Genomic DNA, 23,117 nt, shown 5'->3' with positions numbered 1-23,117 from the left:
CTGGTGTTCCCTTCGAGTTACCCGTCGACCGTCCGGCCGGTTCTTGTACAGCGACGGGACAGGAGCAAAGGATTCATCGGTAGAACGAAAGTGCGGGCGGCGACTCCGGGCGGCCGCCCGCCGGGTGCTCCGTCGGCGGACGCCGTGCGTCCCGGTGCGGTGATAGGCATTGGTGGTGATCAGCCAACTGCCTCTCGACGAACAGATCGACGCTTTCCGCGAGGCACAGGCATCACGGACTACGACCTGTTCTACTTCGACGCCGCCGACCTGTCCTGGGAGGCGGAGGATGTGGTCATCCAGTCGGCGAAGCACGTCTTCGCCGGAATACCGGCCGACGTGGAGATCCGTAACGAGGCGCGCGTCCATCTCTGGTACGAGGCGAAGTTCGGGACGCCGTGTCCCGCCCACAAGTCCACCGAGGACGCGATCGACTCGTTCGCCGCTACCACCTGATGTGTGGGGATTCGCCTCGAAAAACCTGGTGGGCGTTGGCGCGTCTACGCCCCGCACGGGCTGTCGGACGTGTTCAACCTCGTCGTCCGCCCCAATCCCGTGCTCGCACCGCGCACTGTCTACGAGGCGAAGACCCGCCGCTGGCTCCGTCAGTGGCCCGAATTGACCGTGCTGCCCTGGCCGACAGCGGCAACGCCGGAATAGTCGACGCCGAACGCGAATGCCCGGCCGGCGGTGACGGTCTGTGGTTGCCGCCGGTTCCGCCGCGATCGGTCCGGGAGACGCCGGGCCTGTCCCATTCGGGCACGACGTCGAGTGACGGAAGTTTTCGGCACGATGTTGACCAGGTCACTTCCCTCGACGTACAGTGACGGCGTTCACGTATTGAAACGTTTCAACGACGAGGCGGAACCCGGTATGCCCCCTACCATCGAACGCGTCTGCTTCGTGCTGACCCTGCGCCCGGAGCGGATCGACGACTACCTCGCCGCACATACCGCGGTATGGCCGGACATGCTGGACGCACTGCGTTCGGCGGGCTGGACGAACTACTCGTTGTTCCTCCGTCCCGAAGACGGCCTGGTGGTCGGCTACCTGGAGACCCCCGACTTCGCGCAGGCCCAGGCCGCGATGGCGGCCACCGGGGTCAACGCGCGCTGGCAGGCGACGATGGCCGAGTACTTCCGGCCACCCACCACCCGGGTGGCGCAGGGTGCGCGGCCGGACGAGACGATGCACCGCCTCACCGAGTACTTCCACCTCGACTGAGCCCCGGCTCGTCCCGACTTCACTTCGAACAACCCCCTGCTAGACCCCGAGGAAGACCATGAAGGTAGGCGCACGAACCACCACCGGGTGGAAAGCGACGATATCCGTCGCGATGTCCAACTACATCGAGGCGGGCTCCATCATCGCCATCGCCACGAGCCTGGCCTTCTGGCAGGACGAGTTCGGCATCAGCAATTTCGCCGTCGGTCTACTGGCCGCGCTGAGTGCCAATGCCTTCGGGGCGGCGATCGGCGCGGGTATCGGCGGGCCGCTGTGCGACCGCTTCGGGCGGAAAGCGATCTACACCTACGACCTGCTCGTATACATGGCGGGTGTACTGCTCGCGACCTTCGCGATGAACTTCGGGATGCTGCTGGCCGCATTCGTGATCACGGGTATCGCGGTCGGTGCCGGGGTCCCCGCTTCCTGGACCTATATCGCCGAACAGGCGCCCACCACCGACCGCGCCCGCCATGTCGGCACCGCCCAGCTGGCCTGGTCGGTCGGGCCCTTGATCGGATTCGCGCTGGCCGCGGCACTGGCGCCGCTGGGTTTGCTCGGCTCCCGGTTGATCTTCCTGCACCTGTTCGTGGTGGCGGCGGTCGTCTGGTGGATCCGGCAGGGGCTGGCCGAATCCAGGATCTGGCAGGACGAAGCGGTATCGGGCGCGGGAGCGCAGGTCCGCTCGACCACCGGCGGGCAGGGATTGCGCGGGCTCTTCTCGCGCCGGATCAATATCACCGCGCTGCTCGTGCTGATGGGTATCTACGGTTTCTGGAACACCGTCGCCGGCCAGGCCGGAATCTTCATGCCGCGGGTCTACGACAGCGCGGGCGTGCACAGCGCGGTCCAGCAGAACCTGTTGCAGGTGCTGGTGTGGGGATGCACGGTCGCGGCGACCTACTTCGGGTTCATGGCCTACGCCGACCGGATCTCCCAGCGGCTGCTCTATGTGATCGGCGCGGCACTCGGTGTGCTGGCCTGGTGCGTACTGGTGTTCTTCACCGATGCCGGAATGCCGACACTGCTGATCTTCGCGGTGCTGTGGGGTATCTCCAGCGGTATCGGCGCGCAGGCCTTCTACAGCCTGTGGACCAGCGAACTGTTCGCCACGCCGTACCGGGCCAGCGCGCAGGGGTTCATGTTCTTCGTGGTGCGGTCGGCGACCGGCCTGCTGAGCTACTTCTTCCCGACCATGCTGGCGGCCACCGGTCTCACCGTCGTCGGATTGCTGCTGATCGGCCTGCTCACCGTGGCCCTGGCGATCGGCGCGATCTTCGCCCCGCGCACCCAGGGCAAGACGCTGCGCGAGATCGAGGTCGAACGGTACGGCAGCCCGATCGCCGGAACCGCCGGTGCCGCAGCGAATCCCGGCACCGTGACCGGACACGGGCTCGAGGCCGCGCCCGCGGGAGGTCACTGATATGCCGAGCCCGTCCGTCGCGAAAGGAGTATCGCCCGTGTCCATCGACTCCGTCCTGGATTCCCTTGCGATCGAATTGCCGTCCTGGGCATTCGGGAATTCCGGTACCCGGTTCAAAGTGTTCGGCACCCCGGGCACAGCCCGGACCGTGCAGGAGAAGATCGCCGACGCGGCCACCGTGCACCGGCTCACCGGTCTCGCGCCGAGCGTCGCGCTGCACATCCCGTGGGATACCGTGGCCGACTACGACGAACTCGGCCGCTACGCCGGGGATCTCGGTGTCCGGCTCGGCACGATCAACTCCAACACCTTCCAGGACGACGACTACAAGTTCGGCAGTCTGACCCACACCGATAAACGCATCCGGCAGAAGGCCGTCGACCACCACCTGGCCTGCCTGGAGATCATGGGGCGGACCGGCTCCCGGGATCTGAAGATCTGGCTCGCCGACGGCACCAACTACCCGGGGCAGGGCGATATCCGGGGCCGGCAGGACCGGCTCGCGGAATCGCTGGCCACCATCTACCAGCACGTGGGCGAGAACCAGCGGCTGGTGCTGGAGTACAAGTTCTTCGAACCGGCCATGTACATGACCGATGTGCCGGATTGGGGCACCGCGTATGCCCAGGTCACCGCACTGGGGGAACGGGCGGTCGTCTGCCTGGACACCGGCCATCACGCACCCGGCACCAATATCGAGTTCATCGTGGCCCAGTTGCTGCGCCTGCGGAAACTGGGATCGTTCGACTTCAACTCCCGCTTCTACGCCGACGACGATCTGATCGTCGGTGCCGCGGACCCGTTCCAGCTGTTCCGCATCCTGTTCGAGGTGCTGCGCGGCGGCGGACTGGATCCGGCGAACGGGGTGGCGCTGATGCTCGATCAATGCCACAACATCGAGGACAAGATCCCCGGCCAGCTCCGCTCGGTGCTCAATGTCGAGGAGATGACGGCACGCGCCGCGCTGGTCGATCTCGACGCTCTCAGCGCCGCCCAGGAATCCGGGGACGTGCTCGGCGCCAACGCGGTGTTCATGGACGCGTTCTACACCGATATCCGGCCGGTGCTGGCGGCCCGGCGCGCCGAACGGGGCCTGCCGGAGGACCCGATGGCCGCCTACGCCCGCTCCGGACAGCAGCAACGGCTCGCCGCCGAACGCACCGGTACCGCCGCCTCCTGGGGCGCCTGACCACACCGACCATCAGAAAGAGGAACCACTCGCCATGACCCACCCCACGGTCGCGGAACTCGTCGCCCGGTCCAACCGGCTCGGCGCCGACCCGAAGAACACCAACTACGCGGGTGGCAACACCTCCGCCAAGGGCACCGATACCGACCCGGTGACCGGTGCGCCTGTCGAACTCATGTGGGTCAAGGGCTCCGGCGGCGATCTCGGCACTCTCACGGAGGCGGGTCTGGCGGTGCTGCGGCTGGACCGGTTGCGCGCGCTGACCGGCGTCTACCCGGGCGTGGAGCGCGAGGACGAGATGGTCGCCGCGTTCGACTACACCCTGCACGGCCGCGGCGGCGCCGCCCCCTCCATCGACACCGCCATGCACGGCCTGGTGGAGGCGGCGCACGTGGACCACCTGCATCCCGACTCCGGGATCGCGCTGGCCACTGCCGTCGACGGCCCGGAGCTGACCGAGAAGATCTTCGGCGATCGGGTGGTGTGGGTGCCGTGGCGGCGCCCCGGTTTCCAGCTCGGACTGGATATCGCCGAGATCCGCCGGCGCAACCCGCAGGCCGTCGGCACCATCCTCGGCGGGCACGGCATCACCGCGTGGGGCGATACCTCCGACGAGGCCGAGGCGCATTCCCGGCAGATCATCGACACCATCGAGCGGTACCTCGCGGCGAACGGGAAGGCGGAGCCGTTCGGCCCGGTACTGCCCGGATACGACGCGCTGCCGGAACCGGAGCGCCGGGCGAAGGCGGCCGCGCTGGCACCGTTCCTGCGTGGGCTCGCGTCCACCGACCGGCGGCAAGTCGGGCATTTCACCGATACCGCGCCGGTGCTCGAATTCCTTTCCCGCGCAGAGCATCCGCGACTGGCCGCGCTGGGCACCAGCTGCCCGGATCATTTCCTGCGCACCAAGGTCGCACCGCTGGTCCTGGACCTGCCCGCCGACGCCTCGCTCGAGCAGTGCACGCAGCGACTCACCCAACTGCACGAGGCCTACCGGGCGGAGTACCGCGCCTATTACGAGCGGCACGCCACCCCGGACTCGCCGGCCCTGCGTGGTGCCGACCCGGCGATCGTGCTGATCCCGGGGGTCGGCATGTTCAGCTACGGCGCGGACAAGCAGACCGCCCGGGTGGCCGGTGAGTTCTATCTGAACGCGATCAATGTCATGCGGGGTGCGGAATCGGTATCCCGGTACCGGCCGATCGACGAAGCGGAGAAGTTCCGGATCGAGTACTGGGCGCTGGAGGAAGCCAAACTGGCACGACGACCGAAGCCCGAACCACTGGCCACTCGGATCGCGCTGGTCACCGGCGCGGCCTCCGGTATCGGCAAGGCCGTTGCGCAGCGACTGGCCGCCGAGGGCGCCTGCGTGGTCGTCGCGGACCGCGACGGCGACAAGGCCGCCGAGGTCGCAGCCGAGATCGGCTCGGCCGATGTGGCGATCGGCTTCGGTGCCGATGTGACCGACGAGGAGCAGGTGCGGGCCGCGGTGGACGCGGCGGTGCTCGCGTTCGGCGGGTTGGACCTGGTGGTCAACAATGCCGGTCTCTCCCTGTCGAAATCGCTGCTCGAGACCACCGAGGCGGATTGGGATCTGCAGCACGACGTTATGGCCAAGGGCTCGTTCCTGGTATCCAAGGCCGCGGCCCGCGCACTGATCGACCAGCGTATGGGCGGCGATATCCTCTACATCTCGTCGAAGAACTCGGTGTTCGCCGGGCCGAACAATATCGCCTACTCGGCCGCCAAGGCCGATCAGGCGCATCAGGTGCGCCTGCTGGCCGCCGAACTCGGCGAGCACGGCGTCAAGGTGAACGGCATCAATCCGGACGGGGTGGTCCGCGGCTCCGGTATCTTCGCCGGCGGCTGGGGCGCGCAGCGCGCTGCGGTATACGGAGTCGAGGAGTCCGATCTGGGCGCCTTCTACGCGCAGCGCACGCTGCTCAAGCGGGAGGTGCTGCCCGAGCACATCGCCAATGCCGCGTTCGCGCTGTGCAGTACGGACTTCTCGCATACCACCGGTCTGCACGTACCGGTCGACGCCGGGGTCGCCGCGGCGTTCCTTCGATGAAGGGCACCGGCGCGGTCGCGGCCGTCGATCTCGGCGCCACCAGCGGACGGGTCATGCTCGCGGACGTCGGCCCCGGTCGTATCGCCATGCGGCAGGTCGCCCGGTTCGCCAACGACCCGCTACCGCTGTGGCACGGCGGGCGCGAGGCGCTGCACTGGGATCTGCCCGGTCTGTACCGGCATATCGGACGCGGGCTCGCCGCGGCCGCCCGGCTGGAGCCGGACCTCCTGGGTGCCGGAATCGACTCGTGGGCAGTCGATTACGGACTGCTCCGGCAGGGCGCACCGCTCGGGCTGCCCTACCACTACCGGGACACCCGCTCGGCCGCCGGTGTGGACGCGGTGCACGCGGTGGTGGAGCGCGACGAGCTCTACCGCCGCAACGGACTGCAGTTCCTGCCCTTCACCACGATCTACCAGCTCGCCGCCGAACAGCTGTCGGGTGCGCTGGAATCCGCGGACGAGGCCCTGCTGATCCCGGACCTCCTGGGCTACTGGCTGACCGGCGCCCGGGTCACCGAGCGCACCAATGCCTCCACCACCGGACTGCTCGCGCTGGACGGCGGCTGGGACGTGGAGCTGAGAAACCGATTGGAACTACCCGGCCTCTTCCCGGACGTGGTCGAACCCGGCACAACGCTCGGCCCGGTACTACCCGGCGTCGCCGCGACCTTCGGGCTGGACCGCGCGTTCACATTGACCACCGTCGCCTCACACGACACCGCGTCCGCCGTGGCCGCGGTGCCCATGGCACCTGAGGCCGCCGCCTACATCTCCTGCGGCACCTGGGGTCTGGTCGGCGTGGAACTGCCCGCACCGCTGGTCTCGGCGGCCGGGCAGGCGGCCAACTTCACCAACGAGGCCGGGCTCGACGGACGCACCCGCTACCTGCGCAATGTCATGGGTCTATGGCTGCTCAGCGAATCGGTGCGGCACTGGCAGCGCACCGACCGCACGGTGGACCTCGCCCGGCTGCTCGCCGCGGCCGCCGACATGCCCGCCCCGGCGGCCGTCTTCGACGTGGACGACCCGGTTTTCCTCACCCCCGGCGATATACCCGGCCGGATCGCCGACTGGTACGCCGCGCGGGGACTGCCGGTACCGGACGGCCCGATCCCGATGGTCCGCGCCATCGTGGAAAGTCTCGCCGCCGCCCTCGCCGCCGGCGTACGGGCCGCCGCGGACCTGACCGGCGTCCCGGTTCGCACCGTCCACCTGGTCGGCGGTGGCGCCCGCAACCGGCTGCTGTGCCGATTGCTGGCCGAGCATGCCGGCGTCCCCGTGCTCGCCGGCCCGGTCGAGGCGACCGCGCTCGGGAACATACTGGTACAGGCCCGCACCCACGGCCTGCTGCACGGCGATGTGGACGCGCTGCGCGCCGAGGTGGGCGCCGCGTTCCCGCCGCGGCGGTACGCGCCGGGCACCGAACCCGTCAGAAAGGCAGGCTGATGAAACGCCGGATACCCAAGCCCCGCGATCTCGCACCGCTGCTCCAGTTCGAGAAGCCGCGGGTCGGTGTCGCGCGACGACTCGACGCCGCGCTGACCATCGAGGATCTGCGCCGGATCGCTCGACGCCGCACCCCGCGTGCCGCCTTCGACTACACCGACGGCGCCGCGGAGGGCGAGATCTCCCTGGACCGCGCACGCCAGGCGTTCCGCGATATCGAATTCCATCCGGCGATCCTGCGCGATGTCTCGAAGGTCACCACCGGCTGGGATGTTCTCGGTGGGCCGGTATCGCTGCCGTTCGGTATCGCCCCGACCGGCTTCACCCGGATGATGCAGACCGAGGGCGAATACGCGGGCGCCCGGGTTGCGGGCCGCGCCGGTATCCCGTTCTCGCTCTCCACCATGGGCACCGCATCCATCGAGGATGTGGCGGCGGCGAACCCGCACGGCCGCAACTGGTTCCAGCTCTACATGTGGAAGGACCGGGACCGTTCCATGGCCTTGGTCGAGCGGGCCGCCGCCGCGGGTTTCGACACCCTGCTGGTGACGGTGGACGTGCCGGTGGCCGGGGCCCGGCTGCGCGATACCCGCAACGGGATGTCCATCCCGCCGGCCCTCACACCGGCCACCCTGCTCAACGCGCTCCCCCGGCCACGCTGGTGGATCGACTTCCTCACCACCGAACCGCTGGCCTTCGCTTCGCTGGACCGCTGGTCGGGCACTGTCGCCGAACTACTGGACTCCATGTTCGACCCGACCGTGGATTTCGCGGATCTGGCCTGGATCCGGGAGCAGTGGCCGGGCAAGATCGTGGTCAAGGGTATCCAGTCCCTCGCGGACGCGCGGGCCGTGGTGGATATCGGAGTCGACGGGATCGTGCTGTCGAATCACGGTGGGCGCCAGCTCGATCGCGCGCCGGTGCCGTTCCATCTGCTACCCGAGGTGGCATCGGAACTGGGCGCGGATACCGAGATCGTGCTCGATACCGGCATCATGTCCGGTGCCGATATCGTCGCCTCGATCGCGCTCGGTGCCCGCTTCACCCTCGTGGGCCGCGCCTACCTCTACGGCCTCATGGCCGGCGGCGAGGCCGGCGTCACCCGGGCCGTGGAGATCCTGTCCGGGCAGATCGAGCGCACCATGCGACTGCTCGGCGTGACCTGCCTGGAGGAACTGGAGCCCCGCCACGTCACCCAGCTGACCAGACTTGCCCCGCGTGCTGTGCCCGGCCAAGATCGGAGTTGAGCGATCCGGGCGAGGTGCCGATACCGGCACGGAGGAGGTGCGGGTACCCGTGGTGAGCGTACGGGAGGTCGCCGCGGCGGCCCGGGTATCGGTCGGCACCGTCTCCAATGTGCTCAACGCACCGGAGAAGGTGGCGCCCGCGACCGTCGAACGGGTACACGCCGCCATCGACAGCCTCGGCTTCGTCCGTAACGACGCGGCCCGCCAGCTCCGGGCGGGCCGTTCCCGGTGTGTCGGCCTGGTGGTTCTCGATATCGGCAACCCGTTCTTCTCCGATGTCGCCCGCGCCGCGCAGTCGCGGGCCGCCGAGCACGATCTCGTGGTGCTACTGGGTTCCAGCGACGACGATCCCCGCCGCGAACGGGACTACGTCGACACCTTCGACGAACAGCGGATCTTCGGACTCATGATCACCCCGTCGGGACATGATCACGAACGTCTGGTCGCGCTGCGCAAGCGCGGTGTGCCGGTGGTGCTGGTGGACCGCGACGGCCACGGCACTCCGTTCTCCTCGGTGGCCGTGGACGATATCGCCGGCGGTGATCTGGCGGTACGGCATCTGTGCACGCGCGGGCGCCGCCGCATCGCCGTCGTCGGCGGCCCGGCCTCGCTCTCGCAGATCACCGATCGCCGCACCGGCGCCCGCCGCGCCGCCGCCGACCACCCCGGCGTCACGGTCACCGTGATCGATACGCCCGCGCCCACCGTGCTGGCCGGCCGCGAAGCCGGTGAACGCCTCGCCGCCCAACCGGCCGGTGACCGGCCGGACGCCGTGTTCTGCGTCAACGATCTGCTCGCCATCGGAGTGATGCAGGCCCTGACCCTGCGTGGGGTCGCGGTACCGGACGACGTCGCGCTGGTCGGCTACGACGATATCGACTTCGCGCAGTCCGCGGTCGTTCCGCTCACCTCGATCCGCCAGCCCCGCGCGGACATCGGCGCCGCCGCCGTCGACCTGCTGGTCGCCGCCGCGAACGGTATCGGAAACGAACCCGAACATATCTGCTATCGCCCCGATCTCATCGAGCGCGCTTCGACCGCGTAGTCACCGGGCCGTCGGCACTCCGTATCGGGTTGCGTATCAGCGATACTCGGCAGCGGTTCGACAGAGCGCCGGGTGGGCGGCAACTCGGTGACCCGGTCCTCGGGTGCCGGCCGTCCTCGAGCACCGTTCCGGTTCGTAGGCCAGGCATCGTCGTGGCACCACTCCCACGGCGTACCGGTCGGCCTTCCGGACGAGTCCGCGTTCCCGGGCCACTTCCGCCGAACCCGGGACACAGCACTGGATGGTCCATCCGGCCGAAACCGGTTACGTTCCGGCGTTTACCGGCCGCTGGACGAGGAGGACCCGGCGGCCCGCCCGCTGATACGGGTGGGCCGCCGGACCGAAGACAACGATGAAACGCGAGGTCAGCGACCTATGCCCAGCGAGGCCGAGAAGGTGGACAGGTTGCAGGGGATGTTGCCGGGGTAATTGACGCACGGCGGTGGTGCATCCACCGCCGTTGCCGAATCGGTCGCCGGCGGAGTCAACGGCAATCCCTCCGCCGCAGCCGGCGCGGCCATCACCAGTGGTGCCGCCAAGAGTCCGATAGTGGACACCCAAAACCTCGAGCCAGGTTTTGTCATCGAAAACCTTTCTGCCGTAATCGAGTCGAGAAGAGCGCTTCATCTTAGATGTGGCGGACGAACCGTGACCGCGCTTCCGGTCACACCGGCGGCGAGTACGACATCGACGAGGGCCCCGTCGCGATCACCGCCCGAATCCGGCGAGCGTTCCCTCGCGGATGCTCACCGGCATCTCGCCGACAGTCCGCCGTCGACGGGCAGACATACGCCGTTGATATAGGCCGCGTCGTCGGATGCCAGGAACGCCGCCGCGCGGGCGACATCCCACGGCGACCCGACTCGGCCGGTGGGGCTGGCCGCATCACGGGCGGCACGGTCGCGGGCCGCGACCAGCGGCGTATCGATCATGCCGGGCAGGACGGCGTTCGCCCGGATCCCCTCGGCGGCATAGGTGAGTGCCAGCGATATCGTCAGCTGGTTCACGGCTGCTTTCGTGGCGTTGTACGCCGGGTACACGTAGCCGGTGTCACGGATGGCGGCGACCGACGACACCGTCACGATCGCGCCACGGCCCGCGGCGAGAAAATGCGGCAGCACGTGCCGGGTAGTGAGGAACACTCCGGTCAGATTGACCGCCACGGAGTTGTCCCACTGCGCGCGGGACAGGTCGAGCACCGAACCGTCCACAGGGACACCCACATTGTGATGCAGCACCGTCGGTCGGCCGAACACCGAAACCGATTCGGCCACGGCGCGTGCCACCTCGTCCTCGACCGTCACGTCGGCGCGCACCGCGAGCGCCACTCCCCCGGCCGCGGAGATCTCCTCGGCGACCCGCTCCGCCTCGGCGATATCGCGGTCTATCGTCACGACCCGGGCGCCCTCGGCCGCGTAGGTGCGGGCCGCCGCCTCGCCGTTGCTCAGTCCGGCACCGCTCGACCCGGCGCCGAACACCAGCGCGACACCGCCGGTCAGTCGTCCCGTCATCGCGCGATCTCCTCGACGAACAGTTCGAACGTGACCGCGACCAGGTTGCCGCGTTCGGCCAACTCGCCCACCAGCACGTTGTCGTAGCGGTCCATGACGAACGCCGACAGGTGCGCCTCGAACGACCGGTCGACGGCCCGTACGGCATGGCCGGCCAACGCCACTTCCGTCGCCGGTCCGTCGGCACGGACGGTACCGCCGTCCCGCAGCAGGGTCGCGCCGACGAGACTGCCGAGGCTGCCCCGCACCGATGCGCGTTCGAACCCGTTCTCGGTCATGACGTCGCGCACCGCGTCGTGGATCTCGACGCCGGGCCGCACGCGGGTCATCACGGCGCGCCCGGACCCGGACCCGGCCGCGGGTACCGCGGCGGGCGTGAACACCGGCATCAGCGTCTCGTCGTCCACACCGCTGCTGAGCACGACCGCGTCGAACGCGTGCAGCACGACCTCGACCGGTGTCGCCCCGACCACGGTGTCCGGCCAGAGGTGTCCCCCGCGCAGATCGCCGTGGGCATCGAACCACGCCGCGTGGCAGTGCATGAACCGCTCGCCGTCCCGGCGGCCGACGGTCGCGCTGCCACCGGCCAGCGTTACCGGGGTCACGGCCTCGCGGGTCTCGCTGTACCAGGCGGCGCGTGTACCGTCCGCGCACAGATCCGGTATGCAGTACGACACCCGGGCCAGCGGCCCGCCGAGCAATTCGACCTGCGCGGAGTCGAGGCCCAGCCGGGCCAGCTCCGCGTCGATCGCGTCGACGAGCCGGCGACCGGGTGGCAGGGACGCGCGACGGGTGACGGTGCCGCTGCGCACCGATTCGAGGCGTTGCCGCGCGACCGGGCCCGGGTGGTCCAGGGCCGCGAAGGTGCCGGGCGTGGTCACGAGACCTCCTGCGGTGCGGTCGCGTACGGTCCCCACCCCTGTGCGGCGAGTTCGTCGCGGATGGTGCGTTTGACGATCTTGCCGTAGCCGGACTTCGGCAGGGCGTCCCAGAACAGGATGTGGCGGGGCAGCTTGTACCGCGCCATCCGCGCACCGAGCCACGCCGTCAGTTCCTCGGCCGTCACCGCGGCACCGTCGCCGCGGACGCATACCGCGACACCGACCTCGCCCCACTTCGGATCCGGTACACCCAGCACCGCGACTTCGTCGATCGCCTCGTGGGTGAGGATCTTCTCCTCGATATCGCGCGGGTGGATATTCGAACCGCCCGAGATGTACATATCCGAAGACCGCCCCGTCACGTACACATAGCCGTCCTCGTCCATGACGCCGAGATCGCCGGTGCGGAACCAGCCGTCCCGGAACGCCGCGGCGTCGGCCGCCGGGTTGTCGAGATATCCGGCGAAGACGGCCGGCCCGGCGACGCACAGCTCGCCGATCTCCCCGGCCGGCACCTCGGCACCGGTCTCGTCCTGGACGCTGACGAGCATCCCGGTGCGCGGGTAGCCGCAGGTACCGGCCGAAAGCCCGGCCGGCACCGGTCGCCCGTGTTCGGCGCTCGGCAGCACGGTGATATTGCCGGTCACCTCCGCCAGTCCGTAGTACTGCACCAGCACCTCGCCGAGCAGCGAACGGGCCCGCTCCTGGTCCGGTGTGTACATCGGGGCACCCGCATAGATCACATAGCGCAGCGACGAATGGTCGTACCGGTCGACTGCCGGATGGTCGACGAGCATCTTGAGAATTGTCGGGACCGTGAACATATTGGTCACCCGCTCGGATTCGACCAGACCCCATACCTCTTCGGCATCGAGGCCGGCCGACGTCGGCAGGATGGTGGCCGCGCCGCGCGCGACCTGGGGCAGCAGGTGCACACCGGCACCATGGGACAGCGGCGCGACGACGAGCGATACGTGCCGGTGGTCGGTGGCGGGCATCAGGTCGGCGAGATGGTTGTTCACGACGAACCCGAGCTGGTCGTGGGTGAGGATCGCGGCTTTCGGGGTACCGCTCGTACCCGAGGTGAAGAAGTACCACGCGGGGTCGCCCACCCAGGTGGGTACGGGGGCAGGCGATTTCACCCCCGGTACGGCCGCGACCGCATCGGCGTCGATACCGTCGATCCACAACACACCCCCGGCCGGTGCGTAGGCCGCCAGCACCGCGTCGATATGCGACACCGTCGACGCGTGGCCGATCAGCACACTCGGCCGGCACACACCCGCGATCACGACGACATCGTCGTCGTGCAGGCGCGAATTCACCGGCGCCAGTACGGCTCCGACGCGCCAGCTCGCGAACATCGCCTGCACGAACTCCGGATGATTCGGGCTGTCGATCAGGACGACATCGCCCTTCCCGACACCGCGACGCGCGAGTTCCGCCGCCAGCGCGTCGACCCGCCGGTCGAGGTCACGCCAGGTCCACCGGACGGAACCGTGCACGACGGCCGTGCCGCCGGGCAGGCGGCGGGCGGTCTGGCTCAGTATCTCGGCCAGGTTGGCGGCCCGGCGGGCGGTGGCGGTCATCGAGTTCCCTCCAGGACGGTGGCGTAATTGGCGACCGCCGCACCACCCATGTTGAAGACGGCCGCCCGGTCCACGGTCGGCAACTGCATATCACCGGCCTCACCGGTCAGCTGCATCGCGGCCATGACGTGCTGAGAAACGCCGGTAGCGCCCAGCGGGTGCCCCTTGGCCTTGAGCCCGCCGGACCGATTGACCGGCAACGTGCCGTCACGCTCGGTGCGGCCCTCGGCCAGCACTTCGGCACCCTTGCCGGGCGCGGCGAGACCGAATGCCTCGTACTGCAACAACTCCGCGATCGTGAAACAGTCGTGCGTTTCGAGCAGATCGAGGTCGTCGAGGGTGACCCCGGCCTCGGCGAGTGCGCCGCGGAACGCGCGGGCCGCGCCGTCGAAGGCCAGGGCGTCCGCGCGTCGCGCGATGGCCAGATGATCGTTGGCGTGCGCGCGGCCCGCGATACGTACCGAACGGCGGGCGCCGGCCGCGACCTCGGGGAGCGCCACGACCAGCGCGGCGGCGCCGTCGGAGACCAGCGAGCAGTCGGTGCGCAGCAGACGTCCGACGACCGTCGGGTTCTTCGCCGACGGGGTGGCGCAGAAATCGAATCCGAGGTCACGCCGCAGATGCGCGTACGGGTTGTCCACGCCGTTGCGGTGGTTCTTGGCGGCGATCCGGGCCATCGCGTCGTGCGGGTCGCCGTATCGGCCGGCGTACCGGTCGGCCAGTCCCGCGAACACCCCGGCGAAACTGCCCGCGTCCGCCTCGGTGGCGCGGTGCGAACCCGCCAGCAGGATGTCGTTGATCTCGTCGTTCGGTGTCGCGGTCATCTTCTCCGCGCCGACGACCAGCGCGACCCGGCCCCGGCCGGCCTCCAGATTGTCGAGCGCCGTGTACAGCGCGGCACTGCCGGTGGCACAGGCGTTCTCGACGTGGGTGGACCGGACCAGAGCGAGCTCGGGGCATCCCGCACCGACCAGTGCGCCCTCGAAACCCTGACGGGAGAAGCCGTTGTTGAACACGCCCACCGTGACGACGTCGACGTCGGACGGCGCGAGCCCGGCGTCGGCGACCGCGGCGACCGAGACCTCGGCCAGCAATGCCTCGACGTCGGGACTCTCGCTGCGGCCGAAGCGGGTATGGGCCCAGCCGATGATGTGCGGTGCGGTCACGTCGGTCCTCTCCTCGTCTCACGTGAGGCGGATCACCTCCTCACGCCCTGCCATGGTCGTCGTATACCGAGCGCGGTGGCACCGCCGCCGGACGAGAGGATCCGCGGTGTTTTCCTCCCGTTGTCGAAGAAGCTGTTTGCGACAGGGGTAGGAAAGAACGGGCCGATTCCTCACTCCCGGCTCGATGCCCGCTGTCCGGCGTCACCTCGACAATCAGCGGACAGCGATCGAGCGACGAGGAGTGACGCCGTGCGAGCAGTGCTCAAGACCGAGCCGGCGCCGGGTTTGGACCTGGTGACCGACCATCGCGAAGCCGGTCTCGCGGCGGGCGAGGTACGTATCGAGGTGGGCGCGGTATCGGTATGCGGCACCGACCGGGAGACCTACGAGTACGGGCAGGCCGTACGCGATCTGGGCCTGCGGCTGCCCGTGGTCACCGGCCACGAATGCGCGGGCACGGTCGTCGAGGTGGCGCCGGATGTCATTACGCTGCGGGTCGGCGAGCGGGTGGCCGTCGAGACCCATGTGGCGTGCCTGGAATGCTTCCAGTGCCGTCGCGGCAACGCCCACAACTGCCTGCGCATGGACCTGCTGGGGCTGACGATCGACGGCGCGTTCGCCGAACGGGTCGTGCTCCCCGCCTCGACCTGCTTCCGGGTGCCCGACGAGCTGACCCTCGAGGCAGCCGCACTGCTGGAGCCCGCGGGCAGCGCGATGCACGCGGTCCAGCGCAGTGGACTGGACCTCATCGGCAGTCACGTACTGGTCAGCGGAGCCGGTCCGGTCGGGCTCGCGGCCCTGCAGATCGCCAGGGCGAGGGGCGCCGAGGTACTCGTGGTCGAGCCCAACCCGCACCGCGCCGCGATGGCCGCCGCGCTGGGCGGCACACCGGTCGCGGCAGGTGCGGACCTGGCCGAACGTGTACGCGCGCTGACCGGGCCCGCCGAGGGCGTGGACCTGGTCCTCGAGTGTTCGGGGGCGCTGTCCGCGCTCGAATCCGCACTCGAGGTCACCCGCCGCGAGGGCACCGTCGTCAGCGTCGGCTTGACGAGCCGACCGCTCGAGCTGGCCGCGACCCGGCACCTGATCAGCCGGGGCATCACCCTCAAGGGCAGCTTCGGCCGCCGGATCTGGGAATCGTGGACCGAACTCGCCGGCCTGGTCGCGTCGGGTTCGGTCGACCTGTCGCGACTGGTCTCGCACCGGCTGGAGCTGGAGGACGTGGAACTGGCGATCGAGCTGCTCAGCGGCGACGCGTGCAAGGTGGTGCTCTACCCGCAGGGCGTACCCGCGGGCGCTGCGGCCGCGCTCACCGTGCCCTGAGCCCGGGGAACGGTTCGATTCCCTCGGCCCGCATCAGTTCGGCGACCCGCAGACCGAGGTGCAGGTGTAGTCGTACATCGCCGTCGTCGAGGTCGGCACCGATGGCGTCCCGGATCCGGTCGAGCCGGTAGTACAGCGTCGTGCGGTGGATGAACAACGCATCGGCGGCGGCCGGCCCGGATCCGGCGTGGTCGAGGAAGGCCCGCAGTGTCTCCAGCAGGCGTCCCGACCGGTCCGCCTCGGCGAGCCGGCGCAATTCTTGCGGCACCGCGGTCACGTCGAGCTCGGCGGCCGGGATTCGCGCGAGCAGACCGCGCACACCGGCACGTTCCCAGGCGACCACGGGATCGCCGCCGAACCGCCGCGCGATCGTCGCCGCCAGTCCCGCCTGCCGGCCGGAGACCCACGCCTGTGCGAACGCCGGCGCCGGGGCGCCCACTCCCGCCGTGACCGCCGCACCGCGGCCTGCCACATCGGTGGCATCGCGGGTCATCGCCCGCGCTTCCGCGACAACGGTATCGAGACCCTGCGGTGCGGTGGCGGGATAGATGATGTGCCCGGTCTCGCCGGTGACCGCGTACAGGGTGTTGCCGCGACTGCGGGAGCGGGCCGCCGCCAGCGCATGCCGCAGGGCGATCGCGGCCAGGTCGGGATCGGTACCGGAACCGCAGACCAGGGTGACGACGCGGACCGGGCCCGCCACGACGTGCAGCTCGCCGAGCGCGGCTTCGCGCGCCATCTCGTCGGTCCCGAGTACCGCGCTCACCAGTGCCTCCGACCGGGCGGAATCCTGCGCAGCACGATCGGAGACCATCAGGGGCGCGATCTCCGCGGCGACCTCCGCGATCCGGGCCAGGTCGGCGTCGCTGACGGTGCCGTCGGCGTCGATCACCAGGATCATCCCGAGTACCTCGCCACGCCACCGGATCGGCACCCCCGCACGCGCGTGCAGACCGAGCGCCTCCGAACCCGGGATCCGGCCGGGCCGCGTCCACTGGCCGATACCGCTCGCCAGCAGGAACCCGATCGCCTCGCTACCGGCATCCCGGTTGAGCATCGCCCGGATCCGGACCGGATCCTCGTCGCCGAAATGGCGGCTCGCGAACAGCATCCGCACGTCGGGATCGTTCACCACGACCGACCGGCCGAGTTCGTCGGCGAATCGGTCGACGACGGCCTGCACGCTCTCTCGCGACATATGCCCGGATGCTACCGGCGGCCGCCGGCCCCTGCCCCCACCACCTGCCGTTCGACAAAGAGAGGAAATCGGGTGCTCGGACTTCGTCACCGAACGGTCGTGACACAGGTCACCCGGGGTGCAAGGTGGGTGAGCCCGTCACCAGGCGACGGGCTCCGAGGACGAGACTGGAGCGACGATGACGTCACCCACCCACCTGCCGGCCACGCCGGTACCGGCGGAAAACGACCAGATGGCGAACCGCGTGATGCGCAAGGTCGCGATCCGCCTGATCCCGTTTCTGGGTCTCGCGTACTTCCTGAACTACATCGACCGCACGAACATCTCGTTCGCCAAACTGACGATGAGCGCGGACCTCGGTCTGACCGAGACCATGTACGGCCTGGCCAGTGGTTTGTTCTTCGTCGGCTACATCCTTCTCGAAGTACCCAGCAATCTCGCACTGCACAAGTTCGGCGCGCGACGCTGGATCGCGCGGATCCTCGTCTCGTGGGGCGCCATCGCCGCACTCATGGCTTTCGTACCCGATGCGACGTCGCTGAACATCGCCCGCGTGCTGCTCGGTATCGCCGAAGCCGGGTTCTTCCCCGGCATCATGCTGTACCTGACGTTCTGGTTCCCGCGGGCGGTGCGGGTCCGCCTGGTCGGTGTGTTCATGGTCGCCCTTCCGCTCTCGAGTGCCTTCGGAGCGCCGATCTCGGCCGCGATCATCCAGTACTGGCACGGCCTGTTCGGGCTCGAGGGCTGGCGCGTGATGTTCCTCGTCGAGGGCATCCCGACCGTCCTGCTCGGTATCGCCGCGTGGTTCTACCTCACCGACCGCCCCCGGCAGGCCCGGTGGCTGACCGCCGAGGAACGCACCTGGCTCGACGACAAGATGGAGTCCGAGCACTCCGAGACGGCGGAAACGGGGCACGGGTCCGCGCGCAGTTCGCTGCGCAACCCGATGGTGTGGCTGCTGGGCATGACCTACTTCGGCATCGGCTACGGACTGTTCGCGATCAGCTTCTTCCTCCCGACCATCGTGGCCGGATTCGCCGAGCAATTCGATACGACGTTCTCGATCGCCCAGAACGGCATGATCGTCGCCGTTCCGTTCCTGCTCGCGTCGATCGCGATGATCCTGTGGTCACGCCGCTCCGACCGGAAGCACGAGCGCATGTGGCACGTCATCGCCCCGACCGTGCTCGCGACGGTCAGTGTGCCGGTCGCGATGTACATGCAGACACCGTTGCTCACCATGATCGTCATCAGCCTCACGGCGATCGGCATCTTCTCCGCCCTGCCGATCTTCTGGTACCTGCCGACCACATTCCTGACCGGCGCCGGCGCCGCCGCCGGTATCGCCCTGGTGAACACGATCGGCGCGTCCGCCGGACTCCTCGCCCCGTACATGACCGGATGGCTGCTCGACGCGACCGGCACCTCGAAGGCAGGTATGTGGGTGGTCGGTGCCTTCATGGCGATGGCCGTGGGCCTGCTGCTGTTCCTGCGCGGCCGTCTGGCCGCTGCCGACGAACACCTCGGAGCTCGCTGAGGCCGGCGCGGACCTCGGCAGCATCGCCGGCGGGTCGATCCCCCGACATCACGGCCGGCCCGGTCGTTCCGGCAGCAGCATCCGGGTCGGCATCGTGCGGGCGCTGATCGCAGTGGTCTCGTCGCCCTTCGCTCGCCCGCGGAGGGCGGCCTCCACGCCGACGTGCGGAATCGGCCGGCTCGGCCACCCTCGCACCAACAATCCGGTCGGCGCCCCGCGTAACTCGATGAGGGAGAGACGCGGGGCGCTGTGCCCGTGCTCTGTTCGCCGCCCGTGATCGCCGCATGCCCCATAGTTCGATGCCGTTGGGCGGACCGCGATCGCGTCACCCCGGTTGCCGTTTCCCCGCACGAGGCCGCTGGCAGAAGAGCGTGGTGGTGCACGCCGAGCCGGCTGCGACCCGCCTCGTCCGCGGCCGCCCCGAAGATCCTCCCGGCGACGAGACAGTGCCGTGCTCGCTCGCGCCGTCACGGAGCCGGACGCGGATGTTGTTTCGGTAGTGCAGGATTCGCCGCGGGCAGCTACCTTCGTCATCGAAGAGTTGTGGTGCGTGTGGGTGTGAGTAGGGGTGCGAGTGGCCAGGATCAGAGTGCGGGACCGGCTGCGATTCTGGTTCGACCGGACGATGGATCGCGGTACACCGGCCCTGATCGGATGGCTGGGCCTGGCATCAGCGGTGCTGATCGGGGTGACCACGGTGCTGGCCGCACTGCTCGCACCGGCCGATGTCGCGGGTGTCAAGGGCGGCTGGGTGGGTGTGGCGTGGATGAGTCTGCTGCGCACGCTCGATCCCGGAACCATGGGCAGCGACGACGCGACCGTGTTCAGTGTGCCGTTCCTGGTGCTGATGCTGGTGGTGACCCTCGGCGGGATCTTCATCGTCAGTTCGTTGATCGGTGTGCTCGTGACCGGGATGGAACATCGGATCGCGGAACTGCGCAAGGGCCGGGCGCCGCTGATCGAGGCCGGGCACACGGTCGTGCTGGGCTGGTCGGATCAGGTGTTCACCGTGGTGTCCGAACTGGCCACCGCGAACGAGAGAACTCGCCGCTCGAGCGTGGTGGTCCTGGCCGACCGGGACAAAGTCGATATGGAGGACCAGATCCGGGCCCGGGTCGGCGCCACCGGCCGCACCCGGGTGACCTGCCGGTCGGGCAGCCCGCTCAAACGCAGCGATCTGGAGCTGGTCAGCCTGGACACCGCCAAGTCGATCATCGTGCTGCCGCGGCCGGGCGACGATGCCGATATCGACGTGATCAAAGCCCTACTGCTGCTGAACAACCGGCCGTGGCCGGCGCGGCGGCCGCATATCGTCACCGCGGTACGGCAGTCGGAGGATGTGGCCGCGGCCCGGCTGGCCACCGACGCGGACACGCTGGTCATCGATGCCGAGGACATCACGGTGCGGATCGTGGTCCAGTCGCATCGCCAGTCGGGCCTGTCCACGGTGTGCACGGACCTGCTCGACTTCGCCGGCAACGGTCTCTACCTGCGGGCGGAGCCCACTCTGGCCGGGCAGACCTTCGGTGACGCGCTGAGTGCCTACAACACGAGCTGCCCGGTGGGACTGCGCCGCGGCGACGGGACGGTGGCGGTGAACCCGCCGATGGACACCGTGATCGGCGCGGACGACCAGATCATCGTGATCGCCGAGGACGACCTGCTGGTGGAATTGGCGACCGAGCCGGTGCCCGTGGTCACCGAGGCCCTGGTGAAAGTCCCCGACGACGCTCCCGGCACCGCGCCCGACCGGACCCTGCTGATCGGTTGGAATTCACGCGGCCCGCGCATTCTCGGGCTGCTCGACGAGTACGTCGCCCCCGGCTCGGTACTCGATATCGCGGCTCCGCATCCCCCGCCCGCTGATATCACCGACGGTCCGCGAGCCAATCTGACTGTCGGTTATCGGACCTGCGAGCCGACCAGCCGGCGCTCGCTGGAGGCGGTGAACCCGGGTAGCTACCAGCACGTCATCGTGCTCACCGACGATCTGCTCGAGGAGGACCGCGCCGACGACCGGACCCTGGTGACCCTGCTGCATCTACGGGACATCGAAGTCCGGCTGGGCGATCCGTATTCGATCGTCACCGAGATGAACGACGACGCGAACCGGGAGATCGCGCAGGTCACCAGGGCGGACGATTTCATCGTCAGCAGCAAACTGATCAGCCTGCTGCTCACCCAGCTCGCCGAGAACCGCCATCTGCACGCGGTGTTCACCGATCTGTTCGATCCGAGCGGCTCGGAGATCTACCTCAAGCCCGCCCCGGACTACGTCACCGTCGACACCGAGATCAACTTCGCCACCGTCGTCCATGCGGCGCGGTTGCGCGGGCAGGCGGCGATCGGCTACCGACTCCATCGCCACGCGGGCCGTCCACCGGCCTACGGTGTCACCCTCAACCCGCCCAAGGACACCGCGATCACGCTGTCCGCGCTGGACAGCGTGATCGTGATCGCCGAAGACTGACCGACAGCCGGGACCGACCCACCGAGCAGAACCGCCCCGGTAGGCGATACTCGAACTCCATGGCCGTCACCGAAAGCTCGCCGAAGCCGACACGGCGCTCGAGGAATACGAAGCAGTGGAGCAGGTAGCCGGCACGGAGGCGCGCACCGACCCGCTGGACCGACGGGTAATCGGTCACCTCCTGGCGCGCCAAGGGCAGTGCGCGGGGTTCGATTCCCCCGTATACAGCGCAGCCCAGCAACGCGCACAGGTGAGCGCGCACACCGCACAACACACAACCGGGTGCGGATCCGGCACGGTGAGAGCGGGAACGGGGTACTCCACTGCGATTTCGGCGGCGTCGGAAAGCAGCGCGCGGTTCGGACGAGCTGCGCCGGCCCATATGGATGCGACGAGCAGCTCCAGCACGCACTCCCGCACAGTCTCGGCGTGACGCGCAGCCCGCTGCCGGGCATCATTCCGGGCGTCGCGCGGCCTCCAGCACCTCCGCGGGAAGGACGACGCCCGCCCCGAGGACCTCTATACCGAGCAACCGGTCGTTCTCGTCGAAATCGAGTACCAATTCCGCCTTGTCGATCGGCACCCGGTGCTGGCGCACGGCTTCACCGGCGCCGATGGACGGTTTCACCGCGAGATAGGCAGCGTCGGCGGCGGGATCATAGGTCACGTGCATGTTCGCAAGGGTCCCATCCGGCCCGGCCCGTCGGCACCGGATGGCCGGTTTCTCCCCGTACCCACCACTGCGCGACCGGTGTTCGGGACCGCCACGTCGCGACCGGGGGCGACTGATCACGGAACCATCGGACGGGTGGACACGGCCGGCACGATCGCCGACAGTTCGCGCCATTCCCGCAGCGGTAGAGCGGCAGGATCGGTGCCCACGATCTGCAGACAGACATGGTCCGCGCCCGCCGACAGATGCCCGCGCACTCGTTCCTCGATCGCGTTCAGATCGCCGTAGACCATGATCGCGTCGACGAGCCGGTCGCTGGGACCGGCGATATCGTCGTCGCCGAAACCCAGTCTGCGCAGATTGGCCGCTTGATGCGGAGCGCCGGAAGCGTATGCGGCGACATAGGATCGAGCGAGTTCGCGGGCACGGCCGATATCGGGATCGAAGACGATCGGCTGCTCCACGCCGAGGAACGATTCCGGACCCAGCACCGCTCTGGCACGAGCCGTATGTTCGACCGGAACGAAATACGGGTGCGCGCCCCAGGTCCGCCGCGCCGCCAGATCCAGCATCTTCGGCCCCAGCGCGCCTATGACCCGCCGGACCGGAGGATCCGGGACCGGCCCCTGGGCGGGCACCGCGTCCATCGCGTCCAGATACCCACCCATCAGAGCCAGGGGCCGGCCTCCGGCGGGGATCGTGTATCCGCCCGCCGCGACCGGACGCCCACCGACCCGATGCCCACCGAGCCCCAGGAGATAGCGGCCCGGGAACGCCTCGCCGAGCGCCCGCTCGGCGGTCACCATCGAGATCGGATCCCGCAGTGCGACATTGGCGATCCCGGATGCCACCACGATCCTCCGGGTGGCCGACAGCAACAGCCATGCCTGTCCGATGCTGTCCCGGCCGAGCCCTTCGCCGAACCAGAGCGCCCCGAAACCCAGTTCCTCGATCTCGGCGGCGGCATCGCGTACCGCGGTCGCGGGCTGCCGATCGAAGGCCCACGTCCATATCCCGACGACACCCGGGTCCTGTTGTTTCATCCGATTCCCTCCAGAACTCTTACCGGAGAGGTTCTCCGGTATTGTCCGGATAGAATATGGAGAACTTCTCCGGTTCACA

The 23,117-nt window shown here is 69.1% G+C and carries 18 protein-coding genes and 1 pseudogene; 11 read left to right on the top strand and 8 right to left on the bottom strand.

From position 1 onward, the window contains the following. The first annotated feature begins 3 nt into the window (after nt 1-3). The 8 genes and pseudogenes from ACWEWT_RS12755 to ACWEWT_RS12720 all read left to right on the top strand — a co-directional run bounded on the left by ACWEWT_RS12755 (nt 4) and on the right by ACWEWT_RS12720 (nt 9,647). Nucleotides 4-660 (top strand): annotated as a pseudogene (locus ACWEWT_RS12755) (nucleotidyltransferase family protein). A 213-nt stretch (nt 661-873) separates the two neighbouring features. Then, entirely contained in the window at nt 874-1,224 is a 351-nt protein-coding gene (locus ACWEWT_RS12750) for an L-rhamnose mutarotase (protein ID WP_452558562.1), read from the top strand. A gap of 58 nt (nt 1,225-1,282) precedes the next feature. Further along, a complete protein-coding gene (locus tag ACWEWT_RS12745) occupies nt 1,283-2,647 on the top strand; it encodes an MFS transporter (protein WP_452558561.1) in 1,365 nt (454 codons plus the stop codon). A gap of 1 nt (nt 2,648) precedes the next feature. Continuing rightward, a complete protein-coding gene (gene rhaI / locus ACWEWT_RS12740) occupies nt 2,649-3,836 on the top strand; it encodes an L-rhamnose isomerase (protein ID WP_452558559.1) in 1,188 nt (395 codons plus the stop codon). 34 nt (nt 3,837-3,870) lie between these two features. Beyond that, the gene (locus ACWEWT_RS12735) at nt 3,871-5,907 is read left to right on the top strand and encodes a bifunctional aldolase/short-chain dehydrogenase (RefSeq protein ID WP_452558557.1); all 2,037 of its coding nucleotides are present in this window, start codon (nt 3,871-3,873) and stop codon (nt 5,905-5,907) included. Further along, the gene (locus tag ACWEWT_RS12730) at nt 5,904-7,355 is read left to right on the top strand and encodes a rhamnulokinase (RefSeq protein WP_452558555.1); all 1,452 of its coding nucleotides are present in this window, start codon (nt 5,904-5,906) and stop codon (nt 7,353-7,355) included. The genes ACWEWT_RS12735 and ACWEWT_RS12730 overlap by 4 nt, the downstream gene beginning before the upstream one ends. After that, nucleotides 7,355-8,602 (top strand): alpha-hydroxy acid oxidase, encoded by a 1,248-nt coding sequence (locus ACWEWT_RS12725; protein ID WP_452558553.1) that lies wholly within the window; start codon nt 7,355-7,357, stop codon nt 8,600-8,602. Before ACWEWT_RS12730 ends, ACWEWT_RS12725 begins: the two co-directional genes overlap by 1 nt. A gap of 49 nt (nt 8,603-8,651) precedes the next feature. Next, entirely contained in the window at nt 8,652-9,647 is a 996-nt protein-coding gene (locus tag ACWEWT_RS12720; RefSeq protein WP_452558551.1) for a LacI family DNA-binding transcriptional regulator, read from the top strand. A gap of 365 nt (nt 9,648-10,012) precedes the next feature. On the opposite strand, the gene ACWEWT_RS12715 is transcribed toward ACWEWT_RS12720, so the two are convergent. The 5 genes from ACWEWT_RS12715 to ACWEWT_RS12695 all read right to left on the bottom strand — a co-directional run bounded on the left by ACWEWT_RS12715 (nt 10,013) and on the right by ACWEWT_RS12695 (nt 14,794). After that, complete coding sequence (locus ACWEWT_RS12715; RefSeq protein WP_452558549.1) at nt 10,013-10,204, bottom strand: hypothetical protein; 192 nt, start codon at nt 10,202-10,204, stop codon at nt 10,013-10,015. A gap of 189 nt (nt 10,205-10,393) precedes the next feature. Further along, on the bottom strand, nt 10,394-11,158 hold the full coding sequence (locus ACWEWT_RS12710) for an SDR family NAD(P)-dependent oxidoreductase (RefSeq protein ID WP_452558548.1): 765 nt from the start codon (nt 11,156-11,158) through the stop codon (nt 10,394-10,396). Continuing rightward, entirely contained in the window at nt 11,155-12,039 is an 885-nt protein-coding gene (locus ACWEWT_RS12705; RefSeq protein WP_452558546.1) for a PCC domain-containing protein, read from the bottom strand. The genes ACWEWT_RS12710 and ACWEWT_RS12705 overlap by 4 nt, the downstream gene beginning before the upstream one ends. Further along, on the bottom strand, nt 12,036-13,628 hold the full coding sequence (locus ACWEWT_RS12700) for an AMP-binding protein (RefSeq protein ID WP_452558544.1): 1,593 nt from the start codon (nt 13,626-13,628) through the stop codon (nt 12,036-12,038). The genes ACWEWT_RS12705 and ACWEWT_RS12700 overlap by 4 nt, the downstream gene beginning before the upstream one ends. After that, nucleotides 13,625-14,794, bottom strand: a complete 1,170-nt coding sequence (locus tag ACWEWT_RS12695; RefSeq protein WP_452558542.1) for a thiolase domain-containing protein — start codon at nt 14,792-14,794, stop codon at nt 13,625-13,627. Before ACWEWT_RS12695 ends, ACWEWT_RS12700 begins: the two co-directional genes overlap by 4 nt. A 249-nt stretch (nt 14,795-15,043) precedes the next feature. Between ACWEWT_RS12695 and ACWEWT_RS12690 the strand changes: the two genes are divergently transcribed. Further along, a complete protein-coding gene (locus ACWEWT_RS12690) occupies nt 15,044-16,117 on the top strand; it encodes a zinc-dependent alcohol dehydrogenase (RefSeq protein ID WP_452558541.1) in 1,074 nt (357 codons plus the stop codon). Here ACWEWT_RS12690 and ACWEWT_RS12685 read toward each other — a convergent pair. Beyond that, nucleotides 16,104-17,315, bottom strand: coding sequence for a PucR family transcriptional regulator (locus tag ACWEWT_RS12685; protein ID WP_452558539.1), 1,212 nt, complete (start codon nt 17,313-17,315; stop codon nt 16,104-16,106). The two genes, ACWEWT_RS12690 and ACWEWT_RS12685, sit on opposite strands and share 14 nt — an antisense overlap. Before the next feature lie 178 nt (nt 17,316-17,493). Here ACWEWT_RS12685 and ACWEWT_RS12680 point away from each other — a divergent pair, with 178 nt between their 5' ends. Further along, nucleotides 17,494-18,852, top strand: a complete 1,359-nt coding sequence (locus ACWEWT_RS12680) for an MFS transporter (protein WP_452558538.1) — start codon at nt 17,494-17,496, stop codon at nt 18,850-18,852. Nucleotides 18,853-19,426: 574 nt separating this feature from the next. After that, on the top strand, nt 19,427-21,322 hold the full coding sequence (locus ACWEWT_RS12675; protein ID WP_452558536.1) for a CASTOR/POLLUX-related putative ion channel: 1,896 nt from the start codon (nt 19,427-19,429) through the stop codon (nt 21,320-21,322). 454 nt (nt 21,323-21,776) lie between these two features. Here ACWEWT_RS12675 and ACWEWT_RS12670 read toward each other — a convergent pair whose 3' ends face one another. Then, nucleotides 21,777-21,995 carry a DUF2283 domain-containing protein gene (locus ACWEWT_RS12670; RefSeq protein WP_452558534.1) on the bottom strand — a complete coding sequence of 73 codons (219 nt, stop codon included), beginning with the start codon at nt 21,993-21,995 and terminating at the stop codon, nt 21,777-21,779. A 116-nt stretch (nt 21,996-22,111) separates the two neighbouring features. After that, nucleotides 22,112-23,038, bottom strand: a complete 927-nt coding sequence (locus ACWEWT_RS12665) for a TIGR03620 family F420-dependent LLM class oxidoreductase (protein ID WP_452558533.1) — start codon at nt 23,036-23,038, stop codon at nt 22,112-22,114. Nucleotides 23,039-23,117: the final 79 nt, after the last annotated feature.

The sequence above is a fragment of the Nocardia sp. NPDC003963 genome, from assembly GCF_053605105.1.
Note: the sequence above shows the minus strand (reverse complement) of the source record. Positions and strands in the feature narration are given on the sequence as shown.